Source organism: Congregibacter sp. (assembly GCF_047617445.1).
Taxonomy (GTDB): Bacteria; Pseudomonadota; Gammaproteobacteria; order Pseudomonadales; family Halieaceae; genus Congregibacter.
This window is the reverse complement of sequence record NZ_JBLGBE010000010.1, coordinates 23,774-49,037: the sequence shown is the minus strand read 5'-3', so window position 1 is coordinate 49,037 and position 25,264 is coordinate 23,774. Positions and strand designations below refer to the sequence as shown.

Below are 25,264 nucleotides of genomic sequence, written 5' to 3'. Positions count from 1 at the left end.
AAGGGCGTCACTAAATCAGAGTATCCCGATGCGACGAGAACCTTGAGTTCCCGGGTTAGCCTCCATGGCGCTCACAAGGTTATGAGTGGTGTTGACCCAATGGGGCTCCCAGTCGGCATCTCTGCCCTCGGGGCTCCAGTTCCATTCATCGTTGACTCTTGGATCAGCGGGGGACAGGTAGCTGCGGTCCCAATCTACGTCTAGTTCACTCTGCAAGTAGCTCATCATCGCCGCTTTATACGCTCCGGAGATGGCGTTGCCGGCCGCGTCGAAGTCGGCTCGAGCTGTTTAGTCATCGACAGGCTCGCCTACGTACCGCGCATCTAGACTGCCGACAATCATGCCCTGATCACGAAGTAACTCTTGGGCAAAACGCGTCCCGCGCACGCGCAGATTTGCCTTTTCAACGTATTCCGGTGTCAATCCGGTAAGCCTTGCGAGTTCATCGCGAACCTGTACCCGGCTGTCTGCATCGAGCGTGTCGCCTTTGAAAAGTGCCGGAAGAAGCTCGTCTACGGCGAACTCCCGGGCGCTCTGTACCGACTTCTGAAGACTCGCGTCCTGAGCCATTCACTCGCTGGCGATAGTACGCCGTGGCCGCCATGGTGGGGACGTAGGTGATGTGAGAAATGAGGTTGTCGGCCACATAAGGAGTCGAACCGGCGTAATCGAGGGCCTGGGAGATAAATGCAATGCCGTTGAGTGCGACACGCTGCTCGTTCTCCAGAATGTCTGCGATTACCGCTGCCCGGGTGGTTCCATAACCTTCGCCGAGGAGAAATTTAGGCGAGTTCCAGCGTTTGTTGACCGTGAGCCAGCGACGAATAAACGTGGCGATGGATTCTGCATCCTCGGTCACGCCCCAGAACTCTTTGCCGTCGTGCTCGCCCAGGGCGCGAGAGAAGCCGGTGCCCACGGGGTCGATAAAAAACAGATCCGTAACGTCAAGGATAGTCTCCCTGGACTCGACCAGAGGGTAGGGTGGTGCACCGGCATGTTGCGCGTCTGACGACACAACAACGCGTTTGGGACCAAAGGTGCCCATGTGCAACCAAAGAGACGCGCTACCAAGTCCAACGTTTCAGGCAAATGTGACTGGTCGATCCTTGCCGTCGTTTATCGCGACATAGTCGAAACTTAAGAACGTCGCACTGGGTTCCTCGTTCTCATCATGTATATAGGTCTCCCCGGCTCTGGCGCGATACTTCAGCTTGCGACCGTTGAGTGTTCCCGTATGTTCCGTCACAAACTCAGTTGGGGGTGGAACTTCCTTAACGGTCTTGGGGGTGTCTGTGTCTGCCACAGCGCTATAGCCGGGCGCAGACTGAGGATGATGAGCGAGAGGGTTGCAAGCCCTAGATTACGTAGCAAAGGCATTTTGATCTCCGAGGTGTCGAATTTTTTAGGGTAACAATTTGAGTCTGCACTGTGCGGTCTCCTGTGGGTAGCGTCGTGTCCCTCGATAGAAACTTATCGCTGTCTTTTTGGAGGTTTTCTCTCCAGCGCTTAGGACTGGATTCCATATACTAAAGACCGCTAGTCTTGTGACACGTCTAACGGCTGCGGGTATAAGTCCATGTCAATTTTCACCGGCTCTAGTGTTACATCCAGATCGCTGCTGTTACTGCTCTTTGTGTTACCTGCACAAGCGCAGGAGCTTCCCCCGGGGCCTGGTAAAGAGCTTGTGTCAAAGCTCTGCGTGAGTTGTCACAGCAGCTCGCGAATCCTGAACTCCGCTGGGTTTGATACCGCTAGTGAATGGCGCATGTTGATCAATAGCATGATTAAGCTCGCGGATCCTCAGGCGGAGACTATCGCGGAGTATTTGGCAGCGAACTTTCCTGCCCAGCAAGAGCGTAAGCCGACACTGGTTTCAGGGCCGGTCAAAATCACCATTGAAGAATGGATTGCGCCGACGCTGGGTCAGCGATCCCGGGATCCGATAGAGGCGGCCGATGGCAGTATTTGGTGGACGGGGATGTGGGCGAGCCTTGTGGGGCGTCTGGATCCACAAACCGGCGCGATGCAGGAGTTTCATTTGCCGCCGGCGGCGCGCCCGCACAGTATTGTCCCGAATGCGGATGGCTCCATCTGGTACACCGGTAATGGCAATGCAACGATCGGAAAGCTAGACCCCGCGACAGGCGTCATCGTCGAATATCCAACTCAGGCGCTTGACCCACATACCGCGGCGTTTCATCCAAACGGCAATCTGTACTTCACCGCTCAACAGGCTGGCATGCTTGGACGGTTGAATCCTGAAACAGGAGAGCTGCGTGAAGTAGAGACCCGAGCGCGACCTTACGGCATCAAGGTGGGGCCAGACGGGCGGTTGTGGATTGCACACAACGGCACCAACGCGATCAGCGTCATGGATCCCGAGAGTATGGAGCTGAAATTTTTTGATATCCCCGACGAAAAGACCCGTATCCGCCGTCTTGATATCGCCAGTGATGGTCGCGTCTGGTACGTCAATTCGTCTATGGGGTGCATAGGTGTTCTCGATCCCAAGACGGGTATTAGCAAAGAGTGGCCGTCGCCTAGCGGCCCCAAATCGCATCCCTATGCCATTGCCGTGATTGATGATGTGGTTTGGTACAACGAGTCGGGCATGCGGCCTGATGCTCTGGTGCGCTTTGATCCCGTCAGTGAGGTCTTTCAGAGCTGGGCCATACCCTCCGGTGTGGGTATCGTTCGCCATGTGTGGGTCACTCGCGAGGGTGAACTGCTCATTCATCAGAGCAGCAGCAACCGAGTAGGGCGTGTCAGCATTCATGATTCAGACTGAGTGTTTCTAAGCACTGTGGACTACTACACCGAAAATGCAGCGCAGTTGAGTGGGCGTTATCTTAGTCGCAGCGCACAGCTGGTTCACGGTGACTGGCTTGCGGCGGTCTGCGCGAAGCAAGCTTCCGGGCGCGCTTGCGATGTCGGGGCTGGTTCCGGGCGCGACGCTCTGTGGTTAGCAAGCCATGGCTGGTCGGTTGTTGCGGTGGAGCCCAGCGCAGGTATGCGCGATTTAGCCATGAGGGAGAACTCTGGGCAGATTCACTGGGTCGATGACTGCTTGCCTGATCTGGCCGTGCTGTCTTTGCTGCCAGACCGATTTGATCTGATACTAGTGTCCGCCGTGTGGCAGCACCTTGCGCCTGCCTCAAGAGCAAGCGCTATGCGGGCCCTGGGCAATTTGCTACTCCCCCAGGGCAATCTTGTGATCACGCTAAGACATGGGAGTGACGATGCCGAAAACACTCTGCGAGGTTTCTTTGGCGTGTCGGCTCAGCAGCTAGAAGAGCAGGCCTTGGTGGCAGGTCTGGCCCCGGTGTTATGCCGATGCCGCGACGATGATGCTCGCGCGCATATCCAGTGGGAAAGCTGCGTGTTTACCAGGCCGGTCTAACCGATAGAACCAGCGATTTGTATCATCGAATCGTGGCGCGACTTACAAAATCCAATAGCGGATAGTTGCTATGCAAATACTCACTGCCTCCGTTCTCCAGCGGGCCCTGCTTGCCACCGCGAAGGCCTCCTCCCGCGTTCTCGCCATACAGCCCGTATAGACGATCAACAACCGCCATGCCGCTGATGACTGTACCGAAGCTGGAAAAACCGCCGGTATCGAGTCTGGCATTGTCGGCTGTGTTGATAAAAATTTGCGTGCTCCGAGTATTGGGTCCTGTCATGGCAAAGGCGATGCGGCCGCGCAGGTTACTGCTACGGACGCTGTCGTCGAGGATCATTTGATCTTTCCATATCGCATTGATAGTAGGTTCGCCGTGCACGCCAAACTGTGCAATGAACCCCGGCACCACACGATTGATATGCACCCCGTCGTAATACCCGGCCTTGATCAATTGATAGAAGCGGTCAGCACCCAGGGGTGCCAGACTTCGTTCGACTTCAACACTGAACCTGCCCTCGGTAGTATCAAAGTCGGCTACAAAAGTGTCCGGGGCTTGGGTCGTCCAGATGTCTGCGTCTGGATTTTTTAAGGCGCTGTAGTCGCGTGTGCTGAAGGCTTCCTCTGTATCCGTTGCCTCAAGAAAACGTGCCAGGTAAGGCCCCCAGATGCTGGGTAGCGAGTGCGTGCCGTGGCCCCGGGTCAGGGGTGAAATATCCAGCGTGACGGCCTCGCCCTGTACCACTTGATCGATATGTGATTCCAGAAGCATCAACTCCGGTGGGTTAACCTGATCATCGGCTGAGTTGATCGCAAGCAGGGGCGCGCTGATTTCCCCAAGCCGCGGGGCCGGGTTGTAGTCTCTGGACGCGTCAAACGCATAGATGAGGTCGTTGGCATCCATGATGCTGCTGTAACGATTCAGATTAGTATCAAGCATCGTTTCTGCCGCGACTCTTGTTGGCGCAAGTTCTTGATAATGTAGCGGACTCGATACCATAAAGATCAGTGGGTAGAGCGCCTCGCGAAGGCCTGCCGGCTGCGTCTCGTAAAAGCCGTTCTGATAATCCGGATCGTTCTTGACGGCATCGATAATCATTTTGCGCAGCATGCGATTGCGCCCGGCGATCTCAACGGGAAGGCTCGCCAGGGGCATGACTGCGTCCATGAACCGAGGATACTCATAACCCCAGACCCAACTCAGCATGCCGCCCATGGAGGTGCCAGTCACAAGCCGAAGGTGATTCACCTTTAAGTGTTCTGTGAGTAAGCGGTATTGCGCATGCACCATGTCGTTGTAGCTATATTTCGGGAAGTCTCCAGCAGAGTCGGTGCTTGGCTTGCTGGACTGGCCGTGACCGATACCATCGGTCAGTACAATGAAGTAGCGGGAGGCATCCAGGAGCCCTCCGCGGGCAAACAGGACGCCAGCAAATTTGTCCCTTAAAAAGCCCGCGCCGCTGCCGGTGGTGCCGTGCATGATTAGCACGGCATTAGTGACTTTGCCTTGGCCGTTGGTTCGCGGTGCTCCCAAAGTTATGTAGTGCTGAGTTAGAGTTTCTGTACTGCCATCCTCATAGCTGAAGGCCTGGATGGTAAATAAGCCTTCGCTGGGCTCAAGTTCCTGCGCTGAAGCGGTTCCCCACAGGCTCAGGCAGAGTGCTGCTATACAGCTCTTGAGAAGAGACCGGTGACGGAGCAAAGAGTAAAGCATGGGCTGAGCACCTTTTGAAAATGAGTGGAAGCACCGCTAGCGAAGCAGCAGCGTGGGAATCCCTGATGAGCGCAAAAGGTCAGCAGTCTTACTGCCAAAAAAGAGCGTGCGTAATGGGGAATGGCCGAACGCCCCCATAATCAACAGGTCGATGGATTCGTCCGTCACGGTTTTTGCGATGACGGCTTCGGCGTCGCCAGGGATAAGCTGTTTGGTGACTGTATAGCCTGCTGCGGTGAGTGTCTTCTCTGCCCAGTCGAGCTTTTTTGAGCCGTCCGGGTTCACCTTTCCCGACATGAGCAAAAGTATCGGCAGGCCACGAAACAGTGCGCTGCGTGCAATCATTCCTACCCCGCGGCGCGTGACTGCACTGCCGTCAAAGGCGAACATGATGCGCTTAGGTTCTCGAAAGCCCTCCGTGACCGTCAGGATGGGTTTATTCACCGCGCGGACCACGCGCTCAACATTTCGGCCGAGGTCTCTAGGAGCGGTTTCTGCGGACTCACCGCGTCGACCCAGCACCATTAACTGTACGCCGTCTTCTTGTTCGTGAAGTGTTTCAACCAACTGTCCATAACGTTGGCGTGTATCGACCTGTGGGGCTCCTTGGTTGCTGGCACGCTCCCGCAGTTTATTCAAAAACACTCGGCCCGCTTCTCGCGCGGCGCGGGTTCTGGCTTCGTCTTCTGCCGTTAATTTTGTCAGTAGTTGTTCCTGAGCATCGAAGCCAATCGCTCCACTGTGATCCTCACTCGAGGGTGGATTCTGGTGGGTGTCTATGACGTGGAGTAGCTCAAGCGGGGCATGAATACGAGCGGCTGCCCAGGCACCATAATCTGCGACATAGTCGGCAAAGTGAGACTGATCGACGCAGGCGAGAATTTTGTCCTGATCATTCACAGTCATCGTTAGTGCTCCATCAGCAGATCGTCGGCGCCATCTTTATCATGTATAGCGAAGCGGTCTACCATGGTAGCGCTGGCTTCGTTGAGGCCGATAACTTCGACTTCTGTCCCTTCACGGCGAAACTTCAAAATAACCTTGTCCAGAGCGCTTATGGCGGTGATATCCCAAAAGTGGGCCCGACTGACATCGATGCATACGCGCTCAATCACTTCCTGATAGTCAAAAGCAGCGATGAAGCGGTCGGCGCTGGCAAAGAATACCTGTCCGAAGACACGGTAGGTCCTGGCGCGGCCGTCGTCATCAACCATAGATCGCAAGTATAGGATTTGGCCGACCTTGTGAGCAAAGAAAAAGCCGGATAGCAAAACCCCGGTAAGCACTCCGCGAGCAAGATCGTGAGTAGCGACAGTGACCGCAACGGTGGCTAGCATCACGACACTGGAACTTCGGGGATGATCCTTTAGATCACGTATAGACGACCAGCTGAATGTTCCGATGGACACCATGATCATAACGGCGACCAAAGCAGCCATTGGTATCTGGCTGACCCAGGCGTCAGCGAAGACCACCATGATGAGCAAAAACACTCCCGCGACCAGCGTAGACAGGCGACCTCGGCCACCGGATTTCACGTTGATCACCGATTGACCGATCATTGCGCAGCCCGCCATACCGCCAATAAAGCCACTGGCTATATTGGCGACACCCTGGCCCACACATTCCCGATTCTTATTGCTTTTGGTGTCGGTAAGATCATCGACGATGGTCGCGGTCATAAGAGACTCCAGGAGACCAACGACCATTAGCGTGAGCGCGTAGGGGAAGATAATGCCCAGAGTCTCCCAATTCAGTGGTACCTCGGGGATGAGGAATATGGGCAGGCTGTCCGGCAGATCGCCCATATCACCCACCGTGCGGATATCCAGGTCCAGCCAGATCGCCACAATGGTCAATACGACGATAGTTATGAGCGGAGATGGAATGGCGCGGGTGATGTAGGGAAGGCCGTAAATGATCCCCAGCCCTGCGGCAGTCATGGCATAGACGTGCCAGGTGACGTTTATGAGTTCAGGTAATTGCGCCATAAAAATCAGGATGGCCAGAGCATTCACAAACCCCGTAACCACCGACCGAGAGACAAAGCGCATAAGGCTTCCCAAGCGCACCCAGCCCGCACCGACTTGCAGTACACCGGTAAGTACCGTGGTGGCGAGGAGGTATTGGAGGCCGTGTTCTCGCACCAGTACGACCATGACCAGCGCCATTGCCCCGGTGGCCGCAGAAATCATGCCTGGACGCCCCCCGGCGAAGGCGATAACAACGGAGATGCAAAACGATGCGTACAGGCCGACTTTCGGGTCAACGCCCGCGATAATAGAGAAGGCAATGGCTTCGGGAATCAATGCCAGGGCAACAACAAGGCCGGCCAGAAGGTCGTTGCGAACATTGCCAAGCCAGTCCTGGCGTAAGGTGTCGAACACGGAAGAAGATTCCTATATTTGCATGGACTAATGGGCCGCGAAGGATACACAGTTCAACGAGGGAAGCCAGTCGGCCCCTTTGTGCAGTTTCGCGAGTTCCGACGTGTAGTTCAACGATTTGCTGTTATCGGTGCTCACTGCCATTATCTCAAGCGTCTAATGCGGTATCTGACAGGTAAGCTGAATTCATGGAAGGCGCTGAAGTTCTTCTACAGCTAGCGATTATTCTTGCGGCCGCTCGGATCGCTGGTGAAATCGTCATGCACTTGGGCGCGCCTTCTGTTATCGGCGAGTTGCTCGTGGGTGTGGTCCTTGGCCCCAGCCAACTGGGTTGGATCCATCCCAATGACTTCCTTCGCTTGCTGGCCGATATAGGCATCATTCTGCTGTTGTTCCAGGTGGGGCTCGAAACAAACATTCGACGATTGACCGCTGCGGGAACCGAAGCGAGTGTCGTGGCCCTGGGGGGGGTGGTGTTCCCCATGTTGGGCAGCTATTTCTTGTGTCGCGAAGTATTTGAGATGCCGGTGCTTGTGTCGCTATTTGTCGGTGGGGCAATGACCGCGACCAGCATCGGGGTCACCGTGCGCATTCTTAAGGATGTGGGCCGGCAAAACAGCCGGGAAGGGCAGGTCGTCCTGGGCGCAGCGGTGCTGGACGATATTTTGGGTGTACTGATTCTTGCCTTTCTTTTTCAGATGTCTATCGCCCACGAAGTTGGCTATGGGGTGTTACTGAACCTAGTCGCCTTTATCGGGCTGTTCTTTGTGATCTCGCCTATCGTCGCGGAGCTAATATCGTCGGTGCTTAGCCGCTACGGACACATTACCGAGCTGCCGGGACTTGTCGCCACGTTGATTGTTTCTCTGGTGTTGTTTTTTGCCTGGGTTGCGCACGCGGTGGGTGCACCGGAATTACTCGGTGGCTTTGTCGTAGGACTCGCGCTGTCGCGACGCTTTTTTCTGCCCTTTGGGGCAAAAATGGCGCCGGACGTTGCTTTCACTGATCAGGTCCGCAGCGAGATGGGCCCTATCGTCCAGCTGTTCACACCCATATTTTTTGTGGGTGTAGGTCTGTCTTTGGATTTACGCATAGTGAATTGGGAGTCTCCCTTTGTATGGATGTTCTCCCTGTCACTCGCCGTGGTGGCGATTGCGGGCAAGGTGATGGCGGGTCATTTGCTGTTTCGCGAGCCGCGGTTGGTTCGCCAGGCCATTGGTATGGCTATGGTGCCTCGCGCCGAAGTTGGACTTGTCTTTGCAGAGTTAGGTCGAGTCGCGGGAGTGTTAGAGGGCGAAGTGTACGCGGCAGTAGTGCTTGTGATTGTCTATACCACCGCGTTTTCTACTTTCTGGATAAAGCTTTTCTATCGACGCTATGGCGAGAGCGAGGCACTGAAAGACAGCGACTGAACCGTAGTTTCTGTTCGAGTTCTGCTCAAGAAGTCGATACAGTGAAAGACTGTATTCTTTGCAACGACAGGGACGATGATTGTGTCTGAGACCAAACGCATAGCGCTGCTTATCGATTGCGACAATGTGACTCCGCTTGCAATAGAAGGTGTGCTGGAAGAGTTAGCGAAACACGGCACCGTTAATGTTCGTCATGCTCACGGCGATTGGAATAACCCATCTTTGTCTGGTTGGGAAGAAAAGCTGCATCCGCATGCTATTAGGCCCATGCAGCAGTTCGCCTACACAAAAGGAAAAAACGCCACGGACTCGGCGATGATTATCGATGCGATGGATCTACTCTACAGTGGCAATATAGATGCTTTTGCACTAATGACCAGTGATAGCGACTTTACGCCACTGGTGCTGCGAATTCTTGAGAGCGGTTTCCCGGTTTATGGGTTCGGGCAAAAGAAGACACCGTCACCCTTTGTGGACTCCTGTTCTCCTTTTATCTTTATCGAGAACCTTATCCCTTCAAAGAAGGAAGGCGCTGAGACAGAGTCTCTGCCTGAGCGTACGCCCAAGGCGCGCTTACGGCAAAACAGCGCGCTAGTGAAGTTGATCCGTACAGCGATTGATCAGACAGCGGATGACGATGGATGGGCCGATATGTCCAGAGTGGGTAGTTATATCTCCAACAACAATGCCTCCTTCTCTTCGATTAACTACGGCTATCGTCGACTCAGCGATTTGGTTAAAGCGACAGATCTGTTTCAGGTCGATCGGCAAAACAACAGGATGCTCATCCGTGATCCCAAGAGCTAAACCAGTAATTCGATATCAACTTTGCGCTGCGCAGTTGTATGGCAATGAAATCTCCGAGGAATTCCTGAGTGACGGATAAACCATTTTGGGAGTCGGTTGCTCCTAAGGATATGTCTCGAGAGCAGTGGGAATCCTTATGCGACGGATGTGCCCGTTGCTGTCTGCACAAACTTGAAGATGCTTATAGCGGCGGAATCTATTACACCGATGTGGCCTGTCACTTGCTCGATGAAACAAAGTGCCAGTGCACCCGTTATGAAACACGACAAGAGCTTGTGCCTGATTGTGTTGTTTTGGCGCCGGATCAACGCGAGAATCTCGCGTGGCTCCCGGATACCTGCGCGTATCGCCTCGTGGATCAGGGGAGCCCACTCCCTGAATGGCATCCGTTGGTGACCGGCGATGCAAACTCGGTGCATCTGGCCGGGATGTCTGTGCGCGGACGCTCGGTGAGCGAAACCGAAGTGGCGGAGGATGATTTTGAAGAACACATCATCCGCTGGGTAACGAGCACCAGGCCCGACTCACAGCAAAACTAAACTAGCGTCAGTGTCGCTGTGAGCTCCACTCGAGCGTAATCATCTGTAGCGCTCAAACCACCCAAGGATGTGACTGATCTTGTCGATCAACTGGCTCGGTCTCTTGGCGATGAAATGAGAAGCGCCGGGCAGTTCAACCAAAGCCGTGGGGACCTTGCGATACTTCAGCGCATGGTAGAGCTGCTTGGCCTGAGAGGGAGGTGTTCTTAAATCGCTGAGACCCACCATCACCAGGGTCGGTGTGTTGACGTTCCCCACCAGGGAGATAGGCGAAAATTTCAGATAGTCATCAGGGTTGGTCCAGGGCGTGCCCGGGATGCGGGTGTGATAGTAACGGTACCAGTTGTCTGCATTAAGAGTCTTGCTGTACCAGTTCATCACCGGCTTGACGGCAGCTGCGGCGCGAAAACGGTCACTTTTGCCAATCATCCAGGCCGTCATAATGCCGCCGGCTGACCCACCTGTGACGTAGAGCTGTTGCCCATCAATAAAACCTTGCTCGATCACGGCGTCCACGCCGCTCATGGTGTCGTCGTAATCCTGTCCCGGATAGTTGTGATACAGAAGGTTTGCGAACTCTTCACCATAGCCGGTGCTGCCCCGGGCGTTCGGGAAAAACACCACGTAACCCGCGGCGGCATACAGCTGGATTTCGGGAGAGAAGCGTTCCCCATAATTAGCGATGGGGCCGCCATGATTCTCGACCAGCAAAGGATACTTTTTACTGGAATCGAAGTTGGGAGGAAGCACCATCCAGCCTTGAATGTCCCGCTGGTCGTAGGAGCTTTGCCACCAGATTTCTCGGGTTTCTCCCAAGCTGCGCTGATCGAGAATGTCGGCATTGAGGTCGGTGATCAGCGACACTTCCTTGCGTCGATAGATGGCGACTTCTGCTGGGTACTCTGGGCGTGTATGCGTATAGGCGACCACCCCGGCGTCAGCAACGCTGAACGAGCCTCCGGCGTAGGGGCGTCCGATGCTCGTGCCGCCCAGATTGTCTGCCAAGGTTGTGAGTTTTCCTTTTAGGCTGACAAAGGCGACTTTCGTGCGGCCTTTATCGTCGTACTGGAAGTACAGCCCCGAACTGTCGGCGGCCCAGGTGATCGAACTGACGCTACGATCCAGTTTTTCCAAGAGTTCCCGAACGTCCAGGCCATCGGGATCAGCTACCCGCAGCCGGGTGACCTGATAGGCCTGCTTTTTGTCAGCGTAACCCAGCCACGCAAGATGCTTGCCGTCGGGAGACATGGTGGGATGGTGATCCGGTCCGTCGGTGCTGGTAACGGGTAAAATGTCTCCGCTTGCAAGACTGATGCTATAGATCTCGCTGTTGCGATAATCGTATTCCCAGTCCTCGGAGCGGTTCCCGGAGACGAGAATTGACTGACCATCGGCGGCCCAGGTGGGCTCTTGATGATGAAAGTTTCCGTGGCTAACTTGGCGCGCGGTGCCCCCGTTAGCGGGGACGATGAACACATGGCTGAAGGCCGCTTCGAGGTAGCCGGTCCCATCTCGTTCGTGATACAGGCGATCAGTGAGTCGCGGTGGATCCGACCATTGGGCGCCCTCGGGTTTTGCGGGACGCTGTGTGATTTTTGGTGCCTGGGCTTTTACATCCATAACGAAGGCAAGCTGTTTGCCATCGGGACTCCAGCGAATGTCTTTGGGTGTGGCGCTTAGGCGGGTGACTCGGGCGCTTTGTCCGCCGTTAAGCCAATGGAGATAAATTTCAGAGCCTTCGGCCTCACCAGCGCTACGAACATAAGCAATACGCGTCCCATCGGGAGACCAAGCGGTGCCAGACTCATTACCTTCAAAGCTACTGAGCTTGCGCTGCTCTTTACGGTTCACCTCGGCAAGCCACAGGTCTCCGCGCCGACTGTCCTGCATGATGTCAAAGCCCATGCGACGGTAGACCACGTGCTCGCCGTCGGGCGAAATCTGGGGGTTTAGCGCCCATTCCAGCTCAAAAACATCCAGGGACCGAAACAGCCTGGGATCCTCAGTGTCTTGCGCATTTGCAGGCAGCGAGGTGAGGGCGACGAGGGGGGTGCTGAACAGGATTGCGAGCAACAATCGTTGGGCTGAAAAATTCATGGTGAGCCTCCTTAATTAGCAGTGAGCGATGCTATCACTGCGCATAGAAATTGCGAGGCCTCCCAGGATGCATATTGCCTAAAGCTCTTCTGAGTGAATTATCGGGATAGATGAGCAAAATTCTGAGGCAGTGCATGCGCATGCTAACATTGTGCGCCAATTTCAACTGTATATAGCGATAAATCATGCCTTCCGTGACTGATGATCTACGAATTCAGAAGACCAATGAGCTGGTCTCGCCAGAGTCCTTGGTTCAGGACATTCCTCTAAGTGATGCCGCGGCCCAGACCGTCGCCAAAGCCCGGGGGGCGATCTCTGCCATCCTGCGCGGAGAGGATGATCGTCTGCTGGTGGTCGTTGGTCCCTGTTCTATTCATGATCCCAATGCCGCTAGAGATTATGCGCAAGGGCTCAGGAAAGCCGCTGAGACGCACAGTTCCGACCTGCAAATTGTGATGCGTGTGTATTTCGAAAAGCCCCGTACGACCGTGGGGTGGAAGGGACTTATCAATGACCCGGATCTGAACGATACGTTTCAGATCAATAAGGGTCTGCACCTCGCGCGCAAACTATTGTCAGACCTTGCCGAGATGGGACTACCTGCGGGCACGGAGTATTTGGATCTCATTAGTCCCCAGTACGTCGCTGATCTCGTTTCCTGGGGCGCTATTGGTGCCCGAACCACTGAGAGCCAGACGCACCGCGAACTTGCCTCGGGTCTGTCCTGTCCCGTGGGCTTTAAAAACGCCACCGATGGCGACGTGCAGGTTGCTATTGACGCGATTAACTCTGCTTCGCAGCCGCACCGATTTCTTTCGGTAACCAAGAAAGGGCATTCCGCGATTTTTCAGACTACCGGGAATGAGGATTGCCACATCATTCTTCGGGGCGGGAAACATCCTAATTACGATATGTTCTCAGTAGACGATGCCAGTGCCATGCTCATCAAAGCGGGGTTGCCGGCGCGGATTATGATCGACGCAAGTCATGCCAATAGCCGTAAGATTCCCGCGCGGCAGGTGGATGTGGCACAAGATATCGCCACCCAGGTCGCCCGGGGCAGTCGCAACATTTTTGGCATTATGATCGAGAGCAATCTTGTTGAGGGACGGCAGAATGTCGTGCCGGGCCAGCCGCTTGTCTACGGCCAAAGTATTACGGATGCCTGCATGGACTGGTCTGCTACTGAAGCAGTGTTTGAAAAACTGACAGCAGCGGTTCGCGAACGTCGAAACCTGGCGTAGCGCGCCCAAATTCAAATCACAACTCCCGGGCATCCTCCCGCTTTGTTAAAGTCGCGGGTATAAATATCTAAAAACATCAGGAAGTCGCGAGATGGGCAAGAAAATGACCGAGGACCAAGCCAGGCAATACTGGCGTCGTAACCTATCGCTGATAGCAAAGCTGCTAGTGGTGTGGTTCGTTGTCAGTTACGGCTGCGGCATTATGTTTGTTGATGTACTCAATCAGATTCAGTTCGGCGGCTACAAACTCGGATTTTGGTTTGCTCAACAAGGGTCGATTTACGTATTTGTCATATTGATCTTCATCTACCGCTCACGCATGGAAGCGCTTGACCGCGAATTCGGCGTCGAAGAAGAATAAGAGGCGTAGTCATGGAGCTTCAAACACTTACGTATATCGTCGTCGGCATCAGCTTTGCGATTTACATCGGCATTGCTATTTGGGCTCGCGCTGGGTCTACCAAAGACTTCTATATAGCCGGGGGAGGGGTTCATCCCATAGCCAATGGTATGGCTACCGCGGCGGACTGGATGTCAGCCGCCTCCTTCATATCCATGGCGGGTCTCATTGCTTTCATGGGGTACGGCGGGTCGGTGTTCCTCATGGGTTGGACCGGTGGCTTTGTCATTTTGGCGATGCTACTGGCACCTTATCTTCGTAAGTATGGAAAGTTCACGGTGCCTGAATTTATTGGGGACCGGTTTTACTCGCGAACTGCACGTGTCGTTGCTGTGGTGTGTCTGATTATTTGCTCTGTCACTTATGTCATTGGACAAATGAAAGGTATCGGCGTGGCATTCTCCCGCTTCCTTGAAGTGGACTACGGTACTGGCTTACTCGTGGGTATGTGTATCGTTTTTTTCTACGCGGTACTTGGAGGTATGAAGGGCATTACCTATACCCAGATCGCTCAGTATTGCGTGTTGATTCTTGCTTATACGATCCCCGCCATTTTTATCAGCCTGCAGTTAACCGGCAACCCGATTCCACAGCTCGGGCTTGGCGGCACATTAGTGGGTACGGATACCTTTCTTCTCGATAGGCTCGACCAGGTGGTTGTGGATCTCGGTTTTCGGGAGTACACCACGGATCTTCGGATCTCCTCCGTGAACATGTTTGCTTACACGGCGTCGTTGATGTTCGGGACCGCCGGCTTGCCGCATGTGATTATTCGTTTCTTTACTGTGCCCAAGGTTCGTGACGCGCGTTCCTCAGCGGGCTGGGCACTTATCTTTATCACTATTTTGTATACCACAGCACCTGCGGTAGCGGCCATGGCGCGCTTGAACCTGGTGCAAACCATTGAGCCTGAAGCAGGTAACTATCTGGCCTACGAAGAGCGCCCCCAGTGGTTCAAGAATTGGGAAAAGACGGGTTTACTGGCTTTTGAAGATAAGAACGATGACGGGTTGATGCAGTACAGCGCTGATGAGTCCAAGAACGAACTTGTGAAAGTTGATCAGGACATCATCGTGCTAGCGAACCCAGAGATAGCGCAGCTTCCCAACTGGGTGATTGCGCTTGTGGCAGCAGGAGGTTTGGCGGCAGCGCTATCGACTGCAGCCGGATTGCTGTTGGCGATTGCGTCTGCGATATCTCATGATCTTCTCAAAGGAATCATCGCTCCCAATATCAGCGAAAAGCAGGAACTCAGGGCTAGCCGAGTGGCAATGGCGCTGGCGATTGTCGGGGCGGGGTATCTCGGGTTCAATCCCCCGGACTTTGCAGCCGGGACCGTTGCGCTTGCCTTCGGTCTGGCAGCATCGTCCATCTTTCCGGCGTTGATGATGGGAATCTTCAGCAATAGGGTCACCAAAGAAGGCGCTATTGCGGGAATGCTCGCGGGCATCGGCATCACCCTGTTCTACGTCTTTCAGCACAAGGGGATCATGTTTGTCGCATCCACGGCCTTCCTGGGTGACACCTCGCCTAACTGGTTCCTGGGGATTGAGCCGAACGCATTCGGTGTGGTTGGCGCGATTGTGAACTTTACCGTGGCCATCGCAGTATCAACAGTCACTGCGGCACCACCGGCGGAAGTGCGGGATATGGTTGAGAACATCCGTATTCCTGCAGGCGCAGAGACGGCGGTGGAGCATTAAGTAGCAAGGCCGAAACTATCGGTTTTACACCCCGGGAGCGCTGTTAACAGTAGCTCCCTTTTTTTTCTTTCGTATCTGTAGACTTACGCTGTTCAGTCAGCGTGCGGAGGTGGCAATGTTTACGAACAAGCATGTCGTGGTGGCCTTAATAGTGGCCCCTGTTTTATCCATCCTTGCGTGGTTTGCGGTGGGTAACCTGACTGGCGAAAAAGCGGCGCCGGCGCAGCCGGGAAAAGCTTACCCGTTGCTTGAAAAAAGTAACTGTCGGTATGTCAGCGGTATCTGTGAACTTGAGAATCAGGACCTGAAAATCACATTAAGGCTTGATGAGACCGTCGGCCTTTCCCTTGAACTCACGGCTTCCCATGAACTCGAGGCGGCGCTCATGTCCGTATCACATCCGGATCGCGACCCTGGACCCCGAGCGATGCAAGCTGCTGACGCGAAGGGTTTTCGGTGGCGCCTGCCTTTGTCCGATGTCCCCTCTGACGACGAGCGTATTCGCTTGGTAATTTCCGCTGCCCAGAGCGCGTATTTTGCAGATGCATCTACGCGGTTTCTTCAGGCGGAGGAATAGACAGTGACAGGTACTTCAATTGCTGGCGATGCATCCGAGCTTGCCGCAGTGCTTGAGTTTTTGCGTGGCTCTCTACCATTCAATGAATTGGATGATGTGCTGTTAGAGACCGCAATATCCGCAATGAAAGTGTCCTATCACAGTCACGGTGAGCGTTTCAGTATGGAGGGTGAGTATTCGGGTCTACGCACTTTGCGCAGCGGCGCTGTGGATATCCGCGATGCTGACAACAAGTTGCTGGACCGGTTGGGGGAGGGGGAGAGTTTTAACATCGAAGGCCTGAATGCTGAGCGTGGCAATGTGCTTGCCTTGGTGATTGAAGATGCTCTGATTTATCGACTCCCGGATGCTAGCTATCAATCATTGCGCAGCGCTAACAGAACGTTTGATCGCTACTTCAGCGGACAGCGCAGTCGACGCCTGCGCCGCGCGGCACGGTATCAGCCAGAGTCTAATCCGATGCTTGCCCCGGTAAGTTCGGTAATGACTCGAAACGTTTTGACGGTGCCACGGGGGGCAACAGTGCAGCAGGCAGCGATGGCAATGGCAGAGCGACGGGTGTCTTCCACCTTTGTGGTGGACGGAGATGCGTTGCTGGGGATTCTCACGGATCGCGACCTCCGTAGCAGAGTACTGGCGCCGGGTTTGGACAATCAAGTATGTGTGACCGAGGTTATGACCCCCTACCCTGAAGCCATATCCGCTGACGAGTCGTTGTTTGCAACCACCTTGCTCATGATTCAACGGAGTTTCCATCACGTGCCTGTGCTGGAGAGCGGCCGCCTTGCGGGGATAGTGACGGCTTCGGATCTCATCGTGGCGCGTAGGAATGATCCTGTTTATCTGGTGCAGCACATTTCGAGACAAAACAGTGTTGAGGGTATTCAGGAGCTTGTGACATCTCTGGGACATCTCATGGTGGAGTGGGTGAATGGTGGTATGCGTGCGACTCAGGTTGCACAAATATTAACGGCGATCTCCGATGCGGTAACACTGCGTTTGATTCAGCTGGTAGAGACAGAGCTAGGGGATGCGCCGGGACCCTGGGCCTGGTTGGGATTTGGCTCTCAGGCCCGGGGCGAGCAGTTGCTGGGCGCCGATCAGGATAATGGCATTGTGATAGCCGATAGTGTGAGCGCTCAGGATTTGCATTGGTATCGAGCCCTCGCCATAAAGGTCTGTGACGGGCTCGCTCTATGCGGTTACAGATATTGCCCTGGGGACATTATGGCTAGCAACGACAGCTGGCGATTACATCTGTCACGGTGGAAGGAAACGGTGCGCAGCTGGACGAGAACGCCTACTAGCGATGCCGTGATGCGCGTCAGCATATTCTTTGACATCCGTGCGCTTTATGGCGACCGTAGTCTCGCAGAGTCTATTCAGACAGTTATGTTAGAAGAGGCCAGTAGCAAATCGATATTTCTGGCCGCACTTGCCGCGAATGTTCTCGACAATCGGCCACCGTTGGGTGTGTTTAGGCGCTTTGTTGTTGACCGCAATGGAGAGCATCGGGACAACCTTGATATCAAGAAGCGCGGCGTCTTGCCGGTCACGGAGATTGCCCGACTACATGCCCTCGCCGGCAAGTTGCCAGAGGTGAACACCGCGGCTCGCTTACAGGCCTTGGTGGGAGCAGGACGAATGGCAATGGTCGACTCACGGAACCTCACCGATGCTTTGCATTTTATTCAGGGTTTACGGATGGATCATCAGTGTGGGCAGATTCAGCGAGGAGAAGCTGTAGATAACTATGTTAATCCCCGAGCGCTGCCTCGACTTGCGAAAGAGCAACTGCGGGATGCCTTTACGATTATCGACGAAGCTCAGGCATCGCTGCGTCAAAACTATCGTGCCGGCATGGCCTGATGCGGCGGCTTAGGCTCTAGCGCTGGCGTTGGTCCCGACGAACAGCTCTGCCAACAGCAATAGCAGTCACCTGGGCGGTGCCTTTGCCTTCTTCTTTAGCCGAGCTTAAGAATGTCAGCTTTCTTGTCTGTGACGCCGAAATGTCCGGCCTTGATCCAGCGAAAGCGGAGCTGCTCAGTTTAGGGTGGGTTCGTGCTGAGGGCCTGGAGATTGTTTTGGGAAGCGCCGGGCATCGGCTTATTCGAAATCGACGCTCCGTTGGGCAAAGCGCGACGACTCATCAGCTGCGGGATTGCGAACTGTGCGAGGCAGAGGATGTCGCTGACGTGCTTGGCGCGTTTTTAAGGGCGTCGGAGGGCTGCGTGCTGGTTTTTCATAATGCGGCTCTTGATATCGCATTCTTGGATCGAGCAGCCAAGCAAGTGTTCGGCGTACCATTTCTACTGCCGACTGTTGATACTTTGTTGCTAGAGCAGCGATTGTTGCAGCGTAAGGAACGCCCCATAGCTCAAGGCGATCTGAGACTCGGGGCCTGTCGAGATCGCTATGGCTTGATCCCACACGATGCTCATAACGCCCTGAGCGATGCTCTGGCGACTGCGGAGCTATTACTCGCACATGTCGCCAAGCGGGGGCCGGGACTTCGGCTCCGACAACTGCTCTGAGTCTTTGCAGCTACTGCCAGATAGAAACTCGCTTTTGGGGCGCGATGTACAGCCCGTCACCTTCTTGCAGGCCATACTCCTTGTAGAAGTCGGGAATATTGGACAGCACGCCATTCACGCGCACGACGTCCGGGGCATGGGGATCACTCTTAACCAGAATTTCCAGAAACTGATCACGCCATTTTACGCGGCTGGATTGAGCCGTGCCGAGGAAGAATCGCTGCTCCGCCGTGAATCCGTCAATCACTGGTGCTTCTTTGCCTTCCAGGGACATGCGATACGCTTTTAGCGCGATAGCCGTACCGCCCAGGTCACCAATGTTTTCTCCCAAGGTTAATTCACCATTAACGCTGAGTCCCGGCTTGACTTCATAGGCGTTAAATTGATCCACCAGTCCCCGGGTGCGCTTTTCAAACTCTGCGCGGTCCGCATCGGTCCACCAGGAGATGAGATTGCCGTCGCCATCGAACTTGCTGCCCTGGTCATCAAAGCCATGGCCAATTTCATGGCCAATAGTTACCCCGATAGCCCCGTAGTTAAACGCGTCTTCCGCATTGGGATTGTAGTTCGGAGCCTGCAGGTAGGCTGCGGGAAACACGATTTCGTTGAGTCCCGGGTTGTAGTAGGCGTTAACGGTCTGAGGCGGCATGACCCATTCATTCCTATCTATGGGCTTACCGAGTCGGTCTACATTGTCATAGTGGCTAAAGGCGCGAGCGCGTTTAACATTGCCCACGAGGTCTTCGGAGCTTACGGTCAGCGCGCTGTAGTCCTTCCACACGTCCGGATAGCCTATCTTGGGTGTGAACTTTGAGAGCTTCAGTAGTGCTTGTTCTCGGGTTTTGGCGCTCATCCAGTCAAGATTACGGATAGAGTCTTCGTAGGCCCTGATGAGGTAGGCAACCATTTCGTTCGTTTTTTCTTTCGCGTCTGGAGAAAAGTGCTTCTCCACGTAGAGTTGTCCGAGAGTTTCCCCAATCAAGCTGTTGATCGAACTTATAGCCCGTCGCCAACGTTCTACTTGCTCCTCGCGACCATAAACCGCTTGCTGATAGCTAAAGCGTGCGTCCACGAAGTCATCGGACAGATAGGCTGCATACGTGGTGAGTATTCGTGCGGCAAGATAAGCCTTCCAGCTTTGCATATCAGTTTTTTGGAAGAGATCGTTCACTGCCTGAATGTAAGAGGGTTGTCGCACTACGTAGTAAGGCTGCTCGGCTACGCCTATGCCTTGGAGGTAGCGCTCCAGGGAAATGTTATCAATCATAGCCGCCAGGGCATCATGCTCTACCGGGTTGTAACTCAGTTCACGATTGCGATTTTTGACTTTGTCCCAATGGTGCTCAGCAAGCGCAGTCTCTAGCGCAATGACATCATCGGCGGCAGCCTCTGGCCTGGTAACGTTTCCAAGAGACAAGAGCGTTTGGAGGTAGTTTCTGTAAACCGTAAGGAGCTCCCTTCCACGTTCGGACTCGTCAAAATAGAAGTCTCTATCAGGTAAGCCAAGACCGGACTGCGTGAAGTTAACGACGTAGAGTGTCGAGTCCTTTGCGTCTTGATCGACGTAAAAATTAAAAGGCCCGTCAAGCCCCTCTGCGTTATTGTCGGCGAGATAGGCGGCGACCTCAGCATGGTTCGCCAACGCAGCAATCTGCGCGAGATCATCCGCTAGGGGGGCACTGCCAAGTTCCTGAACGCGCTCTTCATCCATCCATGCCTGATAGAACTGAATAAGCGTTTGTTCGTGAGGAAGATCCGAGCCTCTCTCCAGGAGTTCCTCCACGATGGCGTGAGATTGCTCCAGGGATTCTTTGTGCAGGGTCAGGTAACTACCCCAGCCAACTTCCTCGGCGGGAATGTCGGTTTCGGCTAACCAGGTGCCGTTGGCGTACTCGAAGAAATCGTCTTGTGGTCGAACTGACAAATTCATGCCAGCGGCATAGACACCGGAACTTAATCCCGTTTTGACAGGCCGGCTACTGATATCACTAAGCGGCGCTGTTTGCTCGCAAGCGCTCAATAAAGTGGTGAATGCTATCAAGGAGAGCGCTTTGTTCATTCCTGACGGGTTCCTGTTGTGGTCGCCTGTGGTGTCGGGGGAGACAGTCTCAAAGCCAGCGTTAGAGCTCGCTGACGGATTCGTGCGCAGAGACATTGAACGACGAAGTATCAAGCTCTTGGCCCCGAGGCTCAAGGCGCTTTGGGTCTGACTCGATGAATTGAATGGGTCTCGCGATGAATTGCCTGTGTCTAAGAACGCCTAAGGTTTTAGTGACTGGTCGCTTAGACCCCAGTTCTTGTCATCCCAGAGTTCGCTGACCCGCTTGTCTCTGCCGCAGCTAAAGCGATAGTACTTGTAGCGCAGAGGATTCTTCTCTGCATAATTCTGATGATACTCCTCGACGGGCCAAAAGCGCCCGGCGGGAAGAATTACCGTGGCTACACTGTCGTTCGGAAATAAAGCATCAACTTCAAGCAGTGACTTTTCCGCTGCTATGCCTTCGGCCTCGTTGTCGACAAATACAGCGGTCTTGTAGCTGAATCCGCGGTCGCAAAATTGTCCGCCGGCATCCAAGGGATCTATGGTGCGCCAGAAGTTAACCAACAACTCTTCGTAGCTGATTTTTTCACTGTCGTAGGTAACTTCCGCCGCTTCGTAGTGACCCTCGTGATTGCCCCGGTAGGTGGGGTTTTGAAGGCTGCCACCGGTGAAACCCGACACCACATCGATAACGCCATCAAGTTTTTGAAAATCGACTTCGACACACCAAAAGCAGCCGCCGGCAAAACTGGCCGTGCGCTCCTCGGCGAGAGTGTTTACAGACATGCAAGTAAGTGCGGCAAGTATGGTTAATACCTGAGCGAATGTCAGACCTTGCAAAAAAGAACGTTGGGTAGCTTGTTGGGACATGCGTGTTTCTCCGTTTTTGCTACCTGTTGGGCAATGGCACTGGGAATAGGTTCCCGGTGCCATTGATTTGGTCAGGCAGCGTCTAACAAACGTGCACGCGCAGCGGCGTACTCGGCTTGCAGGCGTGCTACGAGTGCTGCAGTGGAGCCGATGCTTTTTACCGCACTGATCCCTTGTCCACAGCCCCAAATGTTTTTCCAAGCTTTGGCATCGGTGTTGCCGCCAGAGCCGAAGTCCATTGCAGAGGGGTCGCTTTCTGGAAGGTTCTTGGGGTCGAGTCCGGCAGCCTCTACCGAGGGTGCAAGGTAGTTACCATGTACGCCGGTGAATAGATTGCTGTAGATAATGTCAGAGGAGTTGTAGTCAACAATCGCCTGTTTATAGGACTCTTCGGCATTGGCTTCTTCGGTGGCGATAAACGCTGAGCCGATGTATCCCAAATCTGCGCCCATAGCTAGAGCACCAAGAATTGCGTCACCGCTGGCGATGGAGCCGGACAGAAGCAGGGGACCGTCAAACCATTCGCGAATCTCCTGCACTAAGGCAAACGGAGAAGTTGTTCCCGCGTGACCACCGGCGCCCGCAGCAACAGCGATAAGGCCATCAGCGCCTTTTTCTATCGCTTTCTTAGCAAAGCGATTGTTGATGATGTCGTGGAGAACGATGCCACCGTAGGAGTGAATCGCTTCGTTGATGAACTCCTTGGCGCCCAGGGATGTGATTACGATGGGCGCTTTGTACTTCACGCATATTTCGAGATCTTCCTGAAGACGATTGTTAGACCCGTGAACAATGAGATTGACCGCATAAGGGGCAGAGGGTGCATCGGGGTGGGCTTCGTCATAAGCAGCCAGTTCAGAGGTAATACGCTGCATCCAGCGGTCCAGCTCCTCAAGCGGGCGAGCGTTGAGCGAAGGGAAGGACCCAACGATACCGGCTTTGCATTGCTCTATGACGAGCTCGGGATTGGAAATAATAAATAGCGGCGCGGCAACTGCAGGCAGGCGCAAACGTGACTTGAGTGTGTCTGGCAAAGCCATAAAGGACTCCTGATTATTGATGATAGTCTTTCGAAAACCGGAGGGCAGACTAGTGGAAGCGTCGATGATATGCAACATTTTGCATAAGTTGGACATTAAGTGCACAATCTCTGAACCAAGGTGAACTCTGGGAATACGCATGGCGCTGCGCTACGCGATTATGACGGCACTTATTGAGGACGAGCTATCAGGCTACGATCTGGCTGGATCCTTTGATAAGTCCCTAGGTTTTTTCTGGCATGCCTCACATCAGCAGATCTATCGCGAACTGGGCAAACTCAGTGAGCTGGCCTGGGTAACAGGGCGCACGGAGCGTCAGAAAGGGCGCCCGGACCGTATTCTCTATGCACTGACCGACGCGGGTCGCGAGGCTCTGGATGAATGGGTGCTTACCAAAGACCGAATGCGCTTGCAGGAGACCAAAGACGAGCTCTACATCAAGCTCTACAACCTCTCGGAGTCCAACATCGATTATCTGCGGAGCCGGTTCTTGGAGCGCCGAGAAGCGATGATGAAGCGTTTGTACCTTTATGAACGCATTCGCCGGAGGCACTATGGCGACCCAAGCACGCTTCCCCTGCGTCGTAAGGGTGTATACCTCGCGTTGCTCGGAGGTATCAGCGGCGGGAAACAGTACCTTGCCTGGTGCGATGAGGCGCTGTCGCTTCTCACTAATGCTGTAGAGGAAGAGAACATCTCTTCGACAGTAAAGTCGGATACGGCATAATGCATCCTTGGTCTCTGGCGAAGACCCGTTCCACACAGAGTTCGGCATGTATTACCAGTATTTCGGTTTAAGCGAAGCGCCTTTCTCCATCGCGGTTAATCCGCGCTATCTATACATGAGCCCTAGGCATCGTGATGCACTGGCGCATCTGCTCTACGGTGTTGGAGCCGGCGGTGGATTTATCCTGCTAACAGGAGAGGTGGGTACGGGCAAAACGACGATTAATCGCTGCCTCATCGAACAATTACCTGAGAATGCCGATATCGCCATCGTAATGAATCCAGCGCTGGATTCTCGCGATATGTTGGCAACGGTTTGCGAAGAACTGGATATCAACTTCACCGAGGGTCGCCCAGGTTTAAAAGAGCTCACGGACAGTGTTCACCGGTTTTTGCTCGATAATCACGCCAAAGGCCGCAAGACCGTGCTGATGATCGACGAGGCTCAGCACTTGAGCTTTGACGTTCTAGAGCAGATTCGTCTGCTTACAAATCTTGAAACCAGTGATGAAAAGCTTCTGCACATCATTCTGATTGGCCAACCGGAACTGGCGGCTAAGCTCGCGCGTCCAGAGTTGCGTCAACTCAATCAACGCATTACCGCACGCTTTGATCTTCAACCATTGTCCCTGCCCGAGACGGCTGCCTACATTCGGCACCGCTTACATGTGGGTGGTATGCCTGCGGGACGGGAGCTGTTTTCTTCCAATTTAGTGCGCGCTATACATCGTGAGAGTCGGGGGGTTCCGCGATTGATCAATCTCCTTTGCGATCGCATGCTCTTGGGGGCCTATGGTCGTGATAGTGATCGTCTTGATCGGAATCTTCTGAAGCAGGCTGTTCGCGAAGTACTGGGGAGCGCCGATGCGGGCAGGACCTCATCGTGGAACGTCGTTCTGCGTCCCATGATCATGGTGGGTCTGGTGTTACTGGTGATGGCATTCGCGGCTTGGATGGTCTTGAGTAAGCCTCCTTCGTCTTCAGAGTTAGCATCGACGACAGCACCGACGCTCCCTGTTGCGCCGACTCCTCAGGGAAATACCGCTGAGGGGAGTGTGTATGAGGCAGGTCAGCGAAAGATTGTCATTGCTAACACGGTAACTCCCGCCCGGGCGTCTGAATGGCGTCTGACGCCTCAAGAGGGTGCGAAGCGCCTTGGCAAGCTCTATGGCACACAGCGGCCCATGCTTACAAATCCCTGCGCTGCGGAGCTAAGCCCTGGCCTACGTTGCGAGAGGCGTCAGCTTCAAAGCTGGAATCAGCTGATTACTGAGGGACGGCCTGCATTACTTGCTTTACTTGATGAGCGACGCTTTGAGAGTAGAGCCTTAGTACTGGCCATCGAGGGGGACTTGGCCATGATGGATGCACCCGGCGGCGTCCAAGGAATCTCGCTGGACGTTCTGGCCGCACAGTGGACGGGTACCGTCTGGCAGCTTTGGCGGCCATCGCCGGGCGTCTTGCGGACGCTTGAGCTGGGAGATAGCGGAGATGATGTGGGACGAGTGGCGGCCTTGTTTGCCCGGCTTGATGGCCAGAAAAATCCATTGACCGACTCATTCTTTGATGCGCGACTTGAGCAACGCGTAAAACTGTTTCAGCAGCAGCGCGGTTTGCGTGCTGATGGTGTGTTGGGCGAGAACACGCTCCGGGCTTTGTCCTTAGCCGTAGGCGACGACCTGGGTTTCGAAGAGGCACGAGAGTGGGCAGATTTGCAGCCACAGCGACGCTTAACAAATCAATGAGTAAACAGACTCAGTCGCTATTGTTCGT

The 25,264-nt window shown here is 54.4% G+C and carries 24 protein-coding genes; 13 read left to right on the top strand and 11 right to left on the bottom strand.

All coding sequences use genetic code 11. From position 1 onward, the window contains the following. Positions 1 to 15: 15 nt before the first annotated feature. From ACI9KD_RS04355 to ACI9KD_RS04340, 4 genes are read right to left on the bottom strand one after another with little or no spacing between them, the layout of a single operon-like run. Complete coding sequence (locus tag ACI9KD_RS04355; RefSeq protein WP_414979936.1) at positions 16 to 228, bottom strand: hypothetical protein; 213 nt, start codon at positions 226 to 228, stop codon at positions 16 to 18. 60 nt (positions 229 to 288) lie between these two features. Continuing rightward, entirely contained in the window at positions 289 to 423 is a 135-nt protein-coding gene (locus tag ACI9KD_RS04350; RefSeq protein WP_414979935.1) for a hypothetical protein, read from the bottom strand. Between the two features lie 19 nt (positions 424 to 442). Continuing rightward, positions 443 to 1,045 carry a S10 family serine carboxypeptidase-like protein gene (locus tag ACI9KD_RS04345; protein WP_414979934.1) on the bottom strand — a complete coding sequence of 201 codons (603 nt, stop codon included), beginning with the start codon at positions 1,043 to 1,045 and terminating at the stop codon, positions 443 to 445. 36 nt (positions 1,046 to 1,081) lie between these two features. Continuing rightward, the gene (locus ACI9KD_RS04340) at positions 1,082 to 1,303 is read right to left on the bottom strand and encodes a hypothetical protein (protein WP_414979933.1); all 222 of its coding nucleotides are present in this window, start codon (positions 1,301 to 1,303) and stop codon (positions 1,082 to 1,084) included. A gap of 273 nt (positions 1,304 to 1,576) precedes the next feature. On the opposite strand from ACI9KD_RS04340, the gene ACI9KD_RS04335 reads away from it, so the two are divergent. Further along, entirely contained in the window at positions 1,577 to 2,788 is a 1,212-nt protein-coding gene (locus ACI9KD_RS04335; RefSeq protein ID WP_414979932.1) for a cytochrome C, read from the top strand. Beyond that, on the top strand, positions 2,789 to 3,400 hold the full coding sequence (locus tag ACI9KD_RS04330; RefSeq protein ID WP_414979931.1) for a class I SAM-dependent methyltransferase: 612 nt from the start codon (positions 2,789 to 2,791) through the stop codon (positions 3,398 to 3,400). 22 nt (positions 3,401 to 3,422) lie between these two features. Here ACI9KD_RS04330 and ACI9KD_RS04325 read toward each other — a convergent pair whose 3' ends face one another. Genes ACI9KD_RS04325 through ACI9KD_RS04315 form a run of 3 tightly spaced genes read right to left on the bottom strand, consistent with a single transcriptional unit; the run spans position 3,423 to position 7,501 of the window. Further along, entirely contained in the window at positions 3,423 to 5,114 is a 1,692-nt protein-coding gene (locus tag ACI9KD_RS04325; RefSeq protein ID WP_414979930.1) for an alpha/beta fold hydrolase, read from the bottom strand. A gap of 36 nt (positions 5,115 to 5,150) precedes the next feature. Beyond that, a complete protein-coding gene (locus tag ACI9KD_RS04320) occupies positions 5,151 to 6,020 on the bottom strand; it encodes a universal stress protein (RefSeq protein ID WP_414979929.1) in 870 nt (289 codons plus the stop codon). Between the two features lie 2 nt (positions 6,021 to 6,022). Beyond that, the gene (locus tag ACI9KD_RS04315) at positions 6,023 to 7,501 is read right to left on the bottom strand and encodes a SulP family inorganic anion transporter (RefSeq protein ID WP_414979928.1); all 1,479 of its coding nucleotides are present in this window, start codon (positions 7,499 to 7,501) and stop codon (positions 6,023 to 6,025) included. Between the two features lie 188 nt (positions 7,502 to 7,689). Between ACI9KD_RS04315 and ACI9KD_RS04310 the strand changes: the two genes are divergently transcribed. The 3 genes from ACI9KD_RS04310 (at position 7,690) to ACI9KD_RS04300 (ending at position 10,259) form a co-directional block, all read left to right on the top strand. Further along, positions 7,690 to 8,913 (top strand): cation:proton antiporter, encoded by a 1,224-nt coding sequence (locus tag ACI9KD_RS04310; protein ID WP_414979927.1) that lies wholly within the window; start codon positions 7,690 to 7,692, stop codon positions 8,911 to 8,913. Positions 8,914 to 8,994: 81 nt separating this feature from the next. Next, positions 8,995 to 9,720 (top strand): NYN domain-containing protein, encoded by a 726-nt coding sequence (locus ACI9KD_RS04305; protein ID WP_414979926.1) that lies wholly within the window; start codon positions 8,995 to 8,997, stop codon positions 9,718 to 9,720. Between the two features lie 68 nt (positions 9,721 to 9,788). Further along, positions 9,789 to 10,259 carry a YcgN family cysteine cluster protein gene (locus ACI9KD_RS04300; RefSeq protein WP_414979925.1) on the top strand — a complete coding sequence of 157 codons (471 nt, stop codon included), beginning with the start codon at positions 9,789 to 9,791 and terminating at the stop codon, positions 10,257 to 10,259. Between the two features lie 39 nt (positions 10,260 to 10,298). On the opposite strand, the gene ACI9KD_RS04295 is transcribed toward ACI9KD_RS04300, so the two are convergent. After that, positions 10,299 to 12,356 carry a prolyl oligopeptidase family serine peptidase gene (locus ACI9KD_RS04295; RefSeq protein WP_414979924.1) on the bottom strand — a complete coding sequence of 686 codons (2,058 nt, stop codon included), beginning with the start codon at positions 12,354 to 12,356 and terminating at the stop codon, positions 10,299 to 10,301. Positions 12,357 to 12,541: 185 nt separating this feature from the next. Between ACI9KD_RS04295 and ACI9KD_RS04290 the strand changes: the two genes are divergently transcribed. The 6 genes from ACI9KD_RS04290 (at position 12,542) to ACI9KD_RS04265 (ending at position 18,814) form a co-directional block, all read left to right on the top strand. Then, positions 12,542 to 13,600, top strand: coding sequence for a 3-deoxy-7-phosphoheptulonate synthase (locus tag ACI9KD_RS04290; protein ID WP_414979923.1), 1,059 nt, complete (start codon positions 12,542 to 12,544; stop codon positions 13,598 to 13,600). Positions 13,601 to 13,691: 91 nt separating this feature from the next. Continuing rightward, entirely contained in the window at positions 13,692 to 13,961 is a 270-nt protein-coding gene (locus tag ACI9KD_RS04285; protein WP_414979922.1) for a DUF4212 domain-containing protein, read from the top strand. A gap of 11 nt (positions 13,962 to 13,972) precedes the next feature. After that, positions 13,973 to 15,703, top strand: coding sequence for a sodium:solute symporter family protein (locus ACI9KD_RS04280; RefSeq protein ID WP_414979921.1), 1,731 nt, complete (start codon positions 13,973 to 13,975; stop codon positions 15,701 to 15,703). A gap of 115 nt (positions 15,704 to 15,818) precedes the next feature. Next, a complete protein-coding gene (locus ACI9KD_RS04275) occupies positions 15,819 to 16,280 on the top strand; it encodes a hypothetical protein (RefSeq protein WP_414979920.1) in 462 nt (153 codons plus the stop codon). 3 nt (positions 16,281 to 16,283) lie between these two features. Then, on the top strand, positions 16,284 to 18,149 hold the full coding sequence (locus ACI9KD_RS04270; RefSeq protein WP_414979919.1) for a putative nucleotidyltransferase substrate binding domain-containing protein: 1,866 nt from the start codon (positions 16,284 to 16,286) through the stop codon (positions 18,147 to 18,149). Between the two features lie 77 nt (positions 18,150 to 18,226). Then, on the top strand, positions 18,227 to 18,814 hold the full coding sequence (locus ACI9KD_RS04265) for a 3'-5' exonuclease (protein WP_414979918.1): 588 nt from the start codon (positions 18,227 to 18,229) through the stop codon (positions 18,812 to 18,814). 10 nt (positions 18,815 to 18,824) lie between these two features. On the opposite strand, the gene ACI9KD_RS04260 is transcribed toward ACI9KD_RS04265, so the two are convergent. The 3 genes from ACI9KD_RS04260 to ACI9KD_RS04250 form a co-directional block, all read right to left on the bottom strand. Beyond that, positions 18,825 to 20,873 (bottom strand): M13 family metallopeptidase, encoded by a 2,049-nt coding sequence (locus ACI9KD_RS04260; protein ID WP_414979917.1) that lies wholly within the window; start codon positions 20,871 to 20,873, stop codon positions 18,825 to 18,827. A 201-nt stretch (positions 20,874 to 21,074) separates the two neighbouring features. Further along, entirely contained in the window at positions 21,075 to 21,725 is a 651-nt protein-coding gene (msrA, locus tag ACI9KD_RS04255; protein ID WP_414979916.1) for a peptide-methionine (S)-S-oxide reductase MsrA, read from the bottom strand. Positions 21,726 to 21,796: 71 nt separating this feature from the next. Then, positions 21,797 to 22,765, bottom strand: a complete 969-nt coding sequence (locus tag ACI9KD_RS04250) for an NAD(P)H-dependent flavin oxidoreductase (RefSeq protein ID WP_414979915.1) — start codon at positions 22,763 to 22,765, stop codon at positions 21,797 to 21,799. A 139-nt stretch (positions 22,766 to 22,904) separates the two neighbouring features. Here ACI9KD_RS04250 and ACI9KD_RS04245 point away from each other — a divergent pair, with 139 nt between their 5' ends. Both ACI9KD_RS04245 and ACI9KD_RS04240 read left to right on the top strand, forming a co-directional pair. Continuing rightward, positions 22,905 to 23,492: a PadR family transcriptional regulator gene (locus ACI9KD_RS04245; protein WP_414979914.1), complete on the top strand. Its 588-nt coding sequence runs from the start codon at positions 22,905 to 22,907 to the stop codon at positions 23,490 to 23,492. A gap of 46 nt (positions 23,493 to 23,538) precedes the next feature. Continuing rightward, the gene (locus tag ACI9KD_RS04240) at positions 23,539 to 25,236 is read left to right on the top strand and encodes an AAA family ATPase (protein WP_414979913.1); all 1,698 of its coding nucleotides are present in this window, start codon (positions 23,539 to 23,541) and stop codon (positions 25,234 to 25,236) included. Positions 25,237 to 25,264 lie beyond the last annotated feature (28 nt).

Excerpts from the sequence above, each read along its gene's own strand:
- ACI9KD_RS04250 (WP_414979915.1), bottom strand. The coding sequence starts at position 22,765 with ATGGCTTTGCCAGACACACTCAAGTCACGTTTGCGCCTGCCTGCAGTT.
- ACI9KD_RS04280 (WP_414979921.1), top strand. The coding sequence starts at position 13,973 with ATGGAGCTTCAAACACTTACGTATATCGTCGTCGGCATCAGCTTTGCG.
- ACI9KD_RS04275 (WP_414979920.1), top strand. The coding sequence starts at position 15,819 with ATGTTTACGAACAAGCATGTCGTGGTGGCCTTAATAGTGGCCCCTGTT.
- ACI9KD_RS04325 (WP_414979930.1), bottom strand. The coding sequence starts at position 5,114 with ATGCTTTACTCTTTGCTCCGTCACCGGTCTCTTCTCAAGAGCTGTATA.
- ACI9KD_RS04260 (WP_414979917.1), bottom strand. The coding sequence starts at position 20,873 with ATGAACAAAGCGCTCTCCTTGATAGCATTCACCACTTTATTGAGCGCT.
- ACI9KD_RS04295 (WP_414979924.1), bottom strand. The coding sequence starts at position 12,356 with ATGAATTTTTCAGCCCAACGATTGTTGCTCGCAATCCTGTTCAGCACC.
- ACI9KD_RS04355 (WP_414979936.1), bottom strand. The coding sequence starts at position 228 with ATGATGAGCTACTTGCAGAGTGAACTAGACGTAGATTGGGACCGCAGC.
- ACI9KD_RS04335 (WP_414979932.1), top strand. The coding sequence starts at position 1,577 with ATGTCAATTTTCACCGGCTCTAGTGTTACATCCAGATCGCTGCTGTTA.
- msrA (WP_414979916.1), bottom strand. The coding sequence starts at position 21,725 with ATGTCCCAACAAGCTACCCAACGTTCTTTTTTGCAAGGTCTGACATTC.
- ACI9KD_RS04310 (WP_414979927.1), top strand. The coding sequence starts at position 7,690 with ATGGAAGGCGCTGAAGTTCTTCTACAGCTAGCGATTATTCTTGCGGCC.
- ACI9KD_RS04290 (WP_414979923.1), top strand. The coding sequence starts at position 12,542 with ATGCCTTCCGTGACTGATGATCTACGAATTCAGAAGACCAATGAGCTG.
- ACI9KD_RS04285 (WP_414979922.1), top strand. The coding sequence starts at position 13,692 with ATGGGCAAGAAAATGACCGAGGACCAAGCCAGGCAATACTGGCGTCGT.
- ACI9KD_RS04240 (WP_414979913.1), top strand. The coding sequence starts at position 23,539 with ATGTATTACCAGTATTTCGGTTTAAGCGAAGCGCCTTTCTCCATCGCG.
- ACI9KD_RS04320 (WP_414979929.1), bottom strand. The coding sequence starts at position 6,020 with ATGACTGTGAATGATCAGGACAAAATTCTCGCCTGCGTCGATCAGTCT.
- ACI9KD_RS04345 (WP_414979934.1), bottom strand. The coding sequence starts at position 1,045 with ATGGGCACCTTTGGTCCCAAACGCGTTGTTGTGTCGTCAGACGCGCAA.
- ACI9KD_RS04245 (WP_414979914.1), top strand. The coding sequence starts at position 22,905 with ATGGCGCTGCGCTACGCGATTATGACGGCACTTATTGAGGACGAGCTA.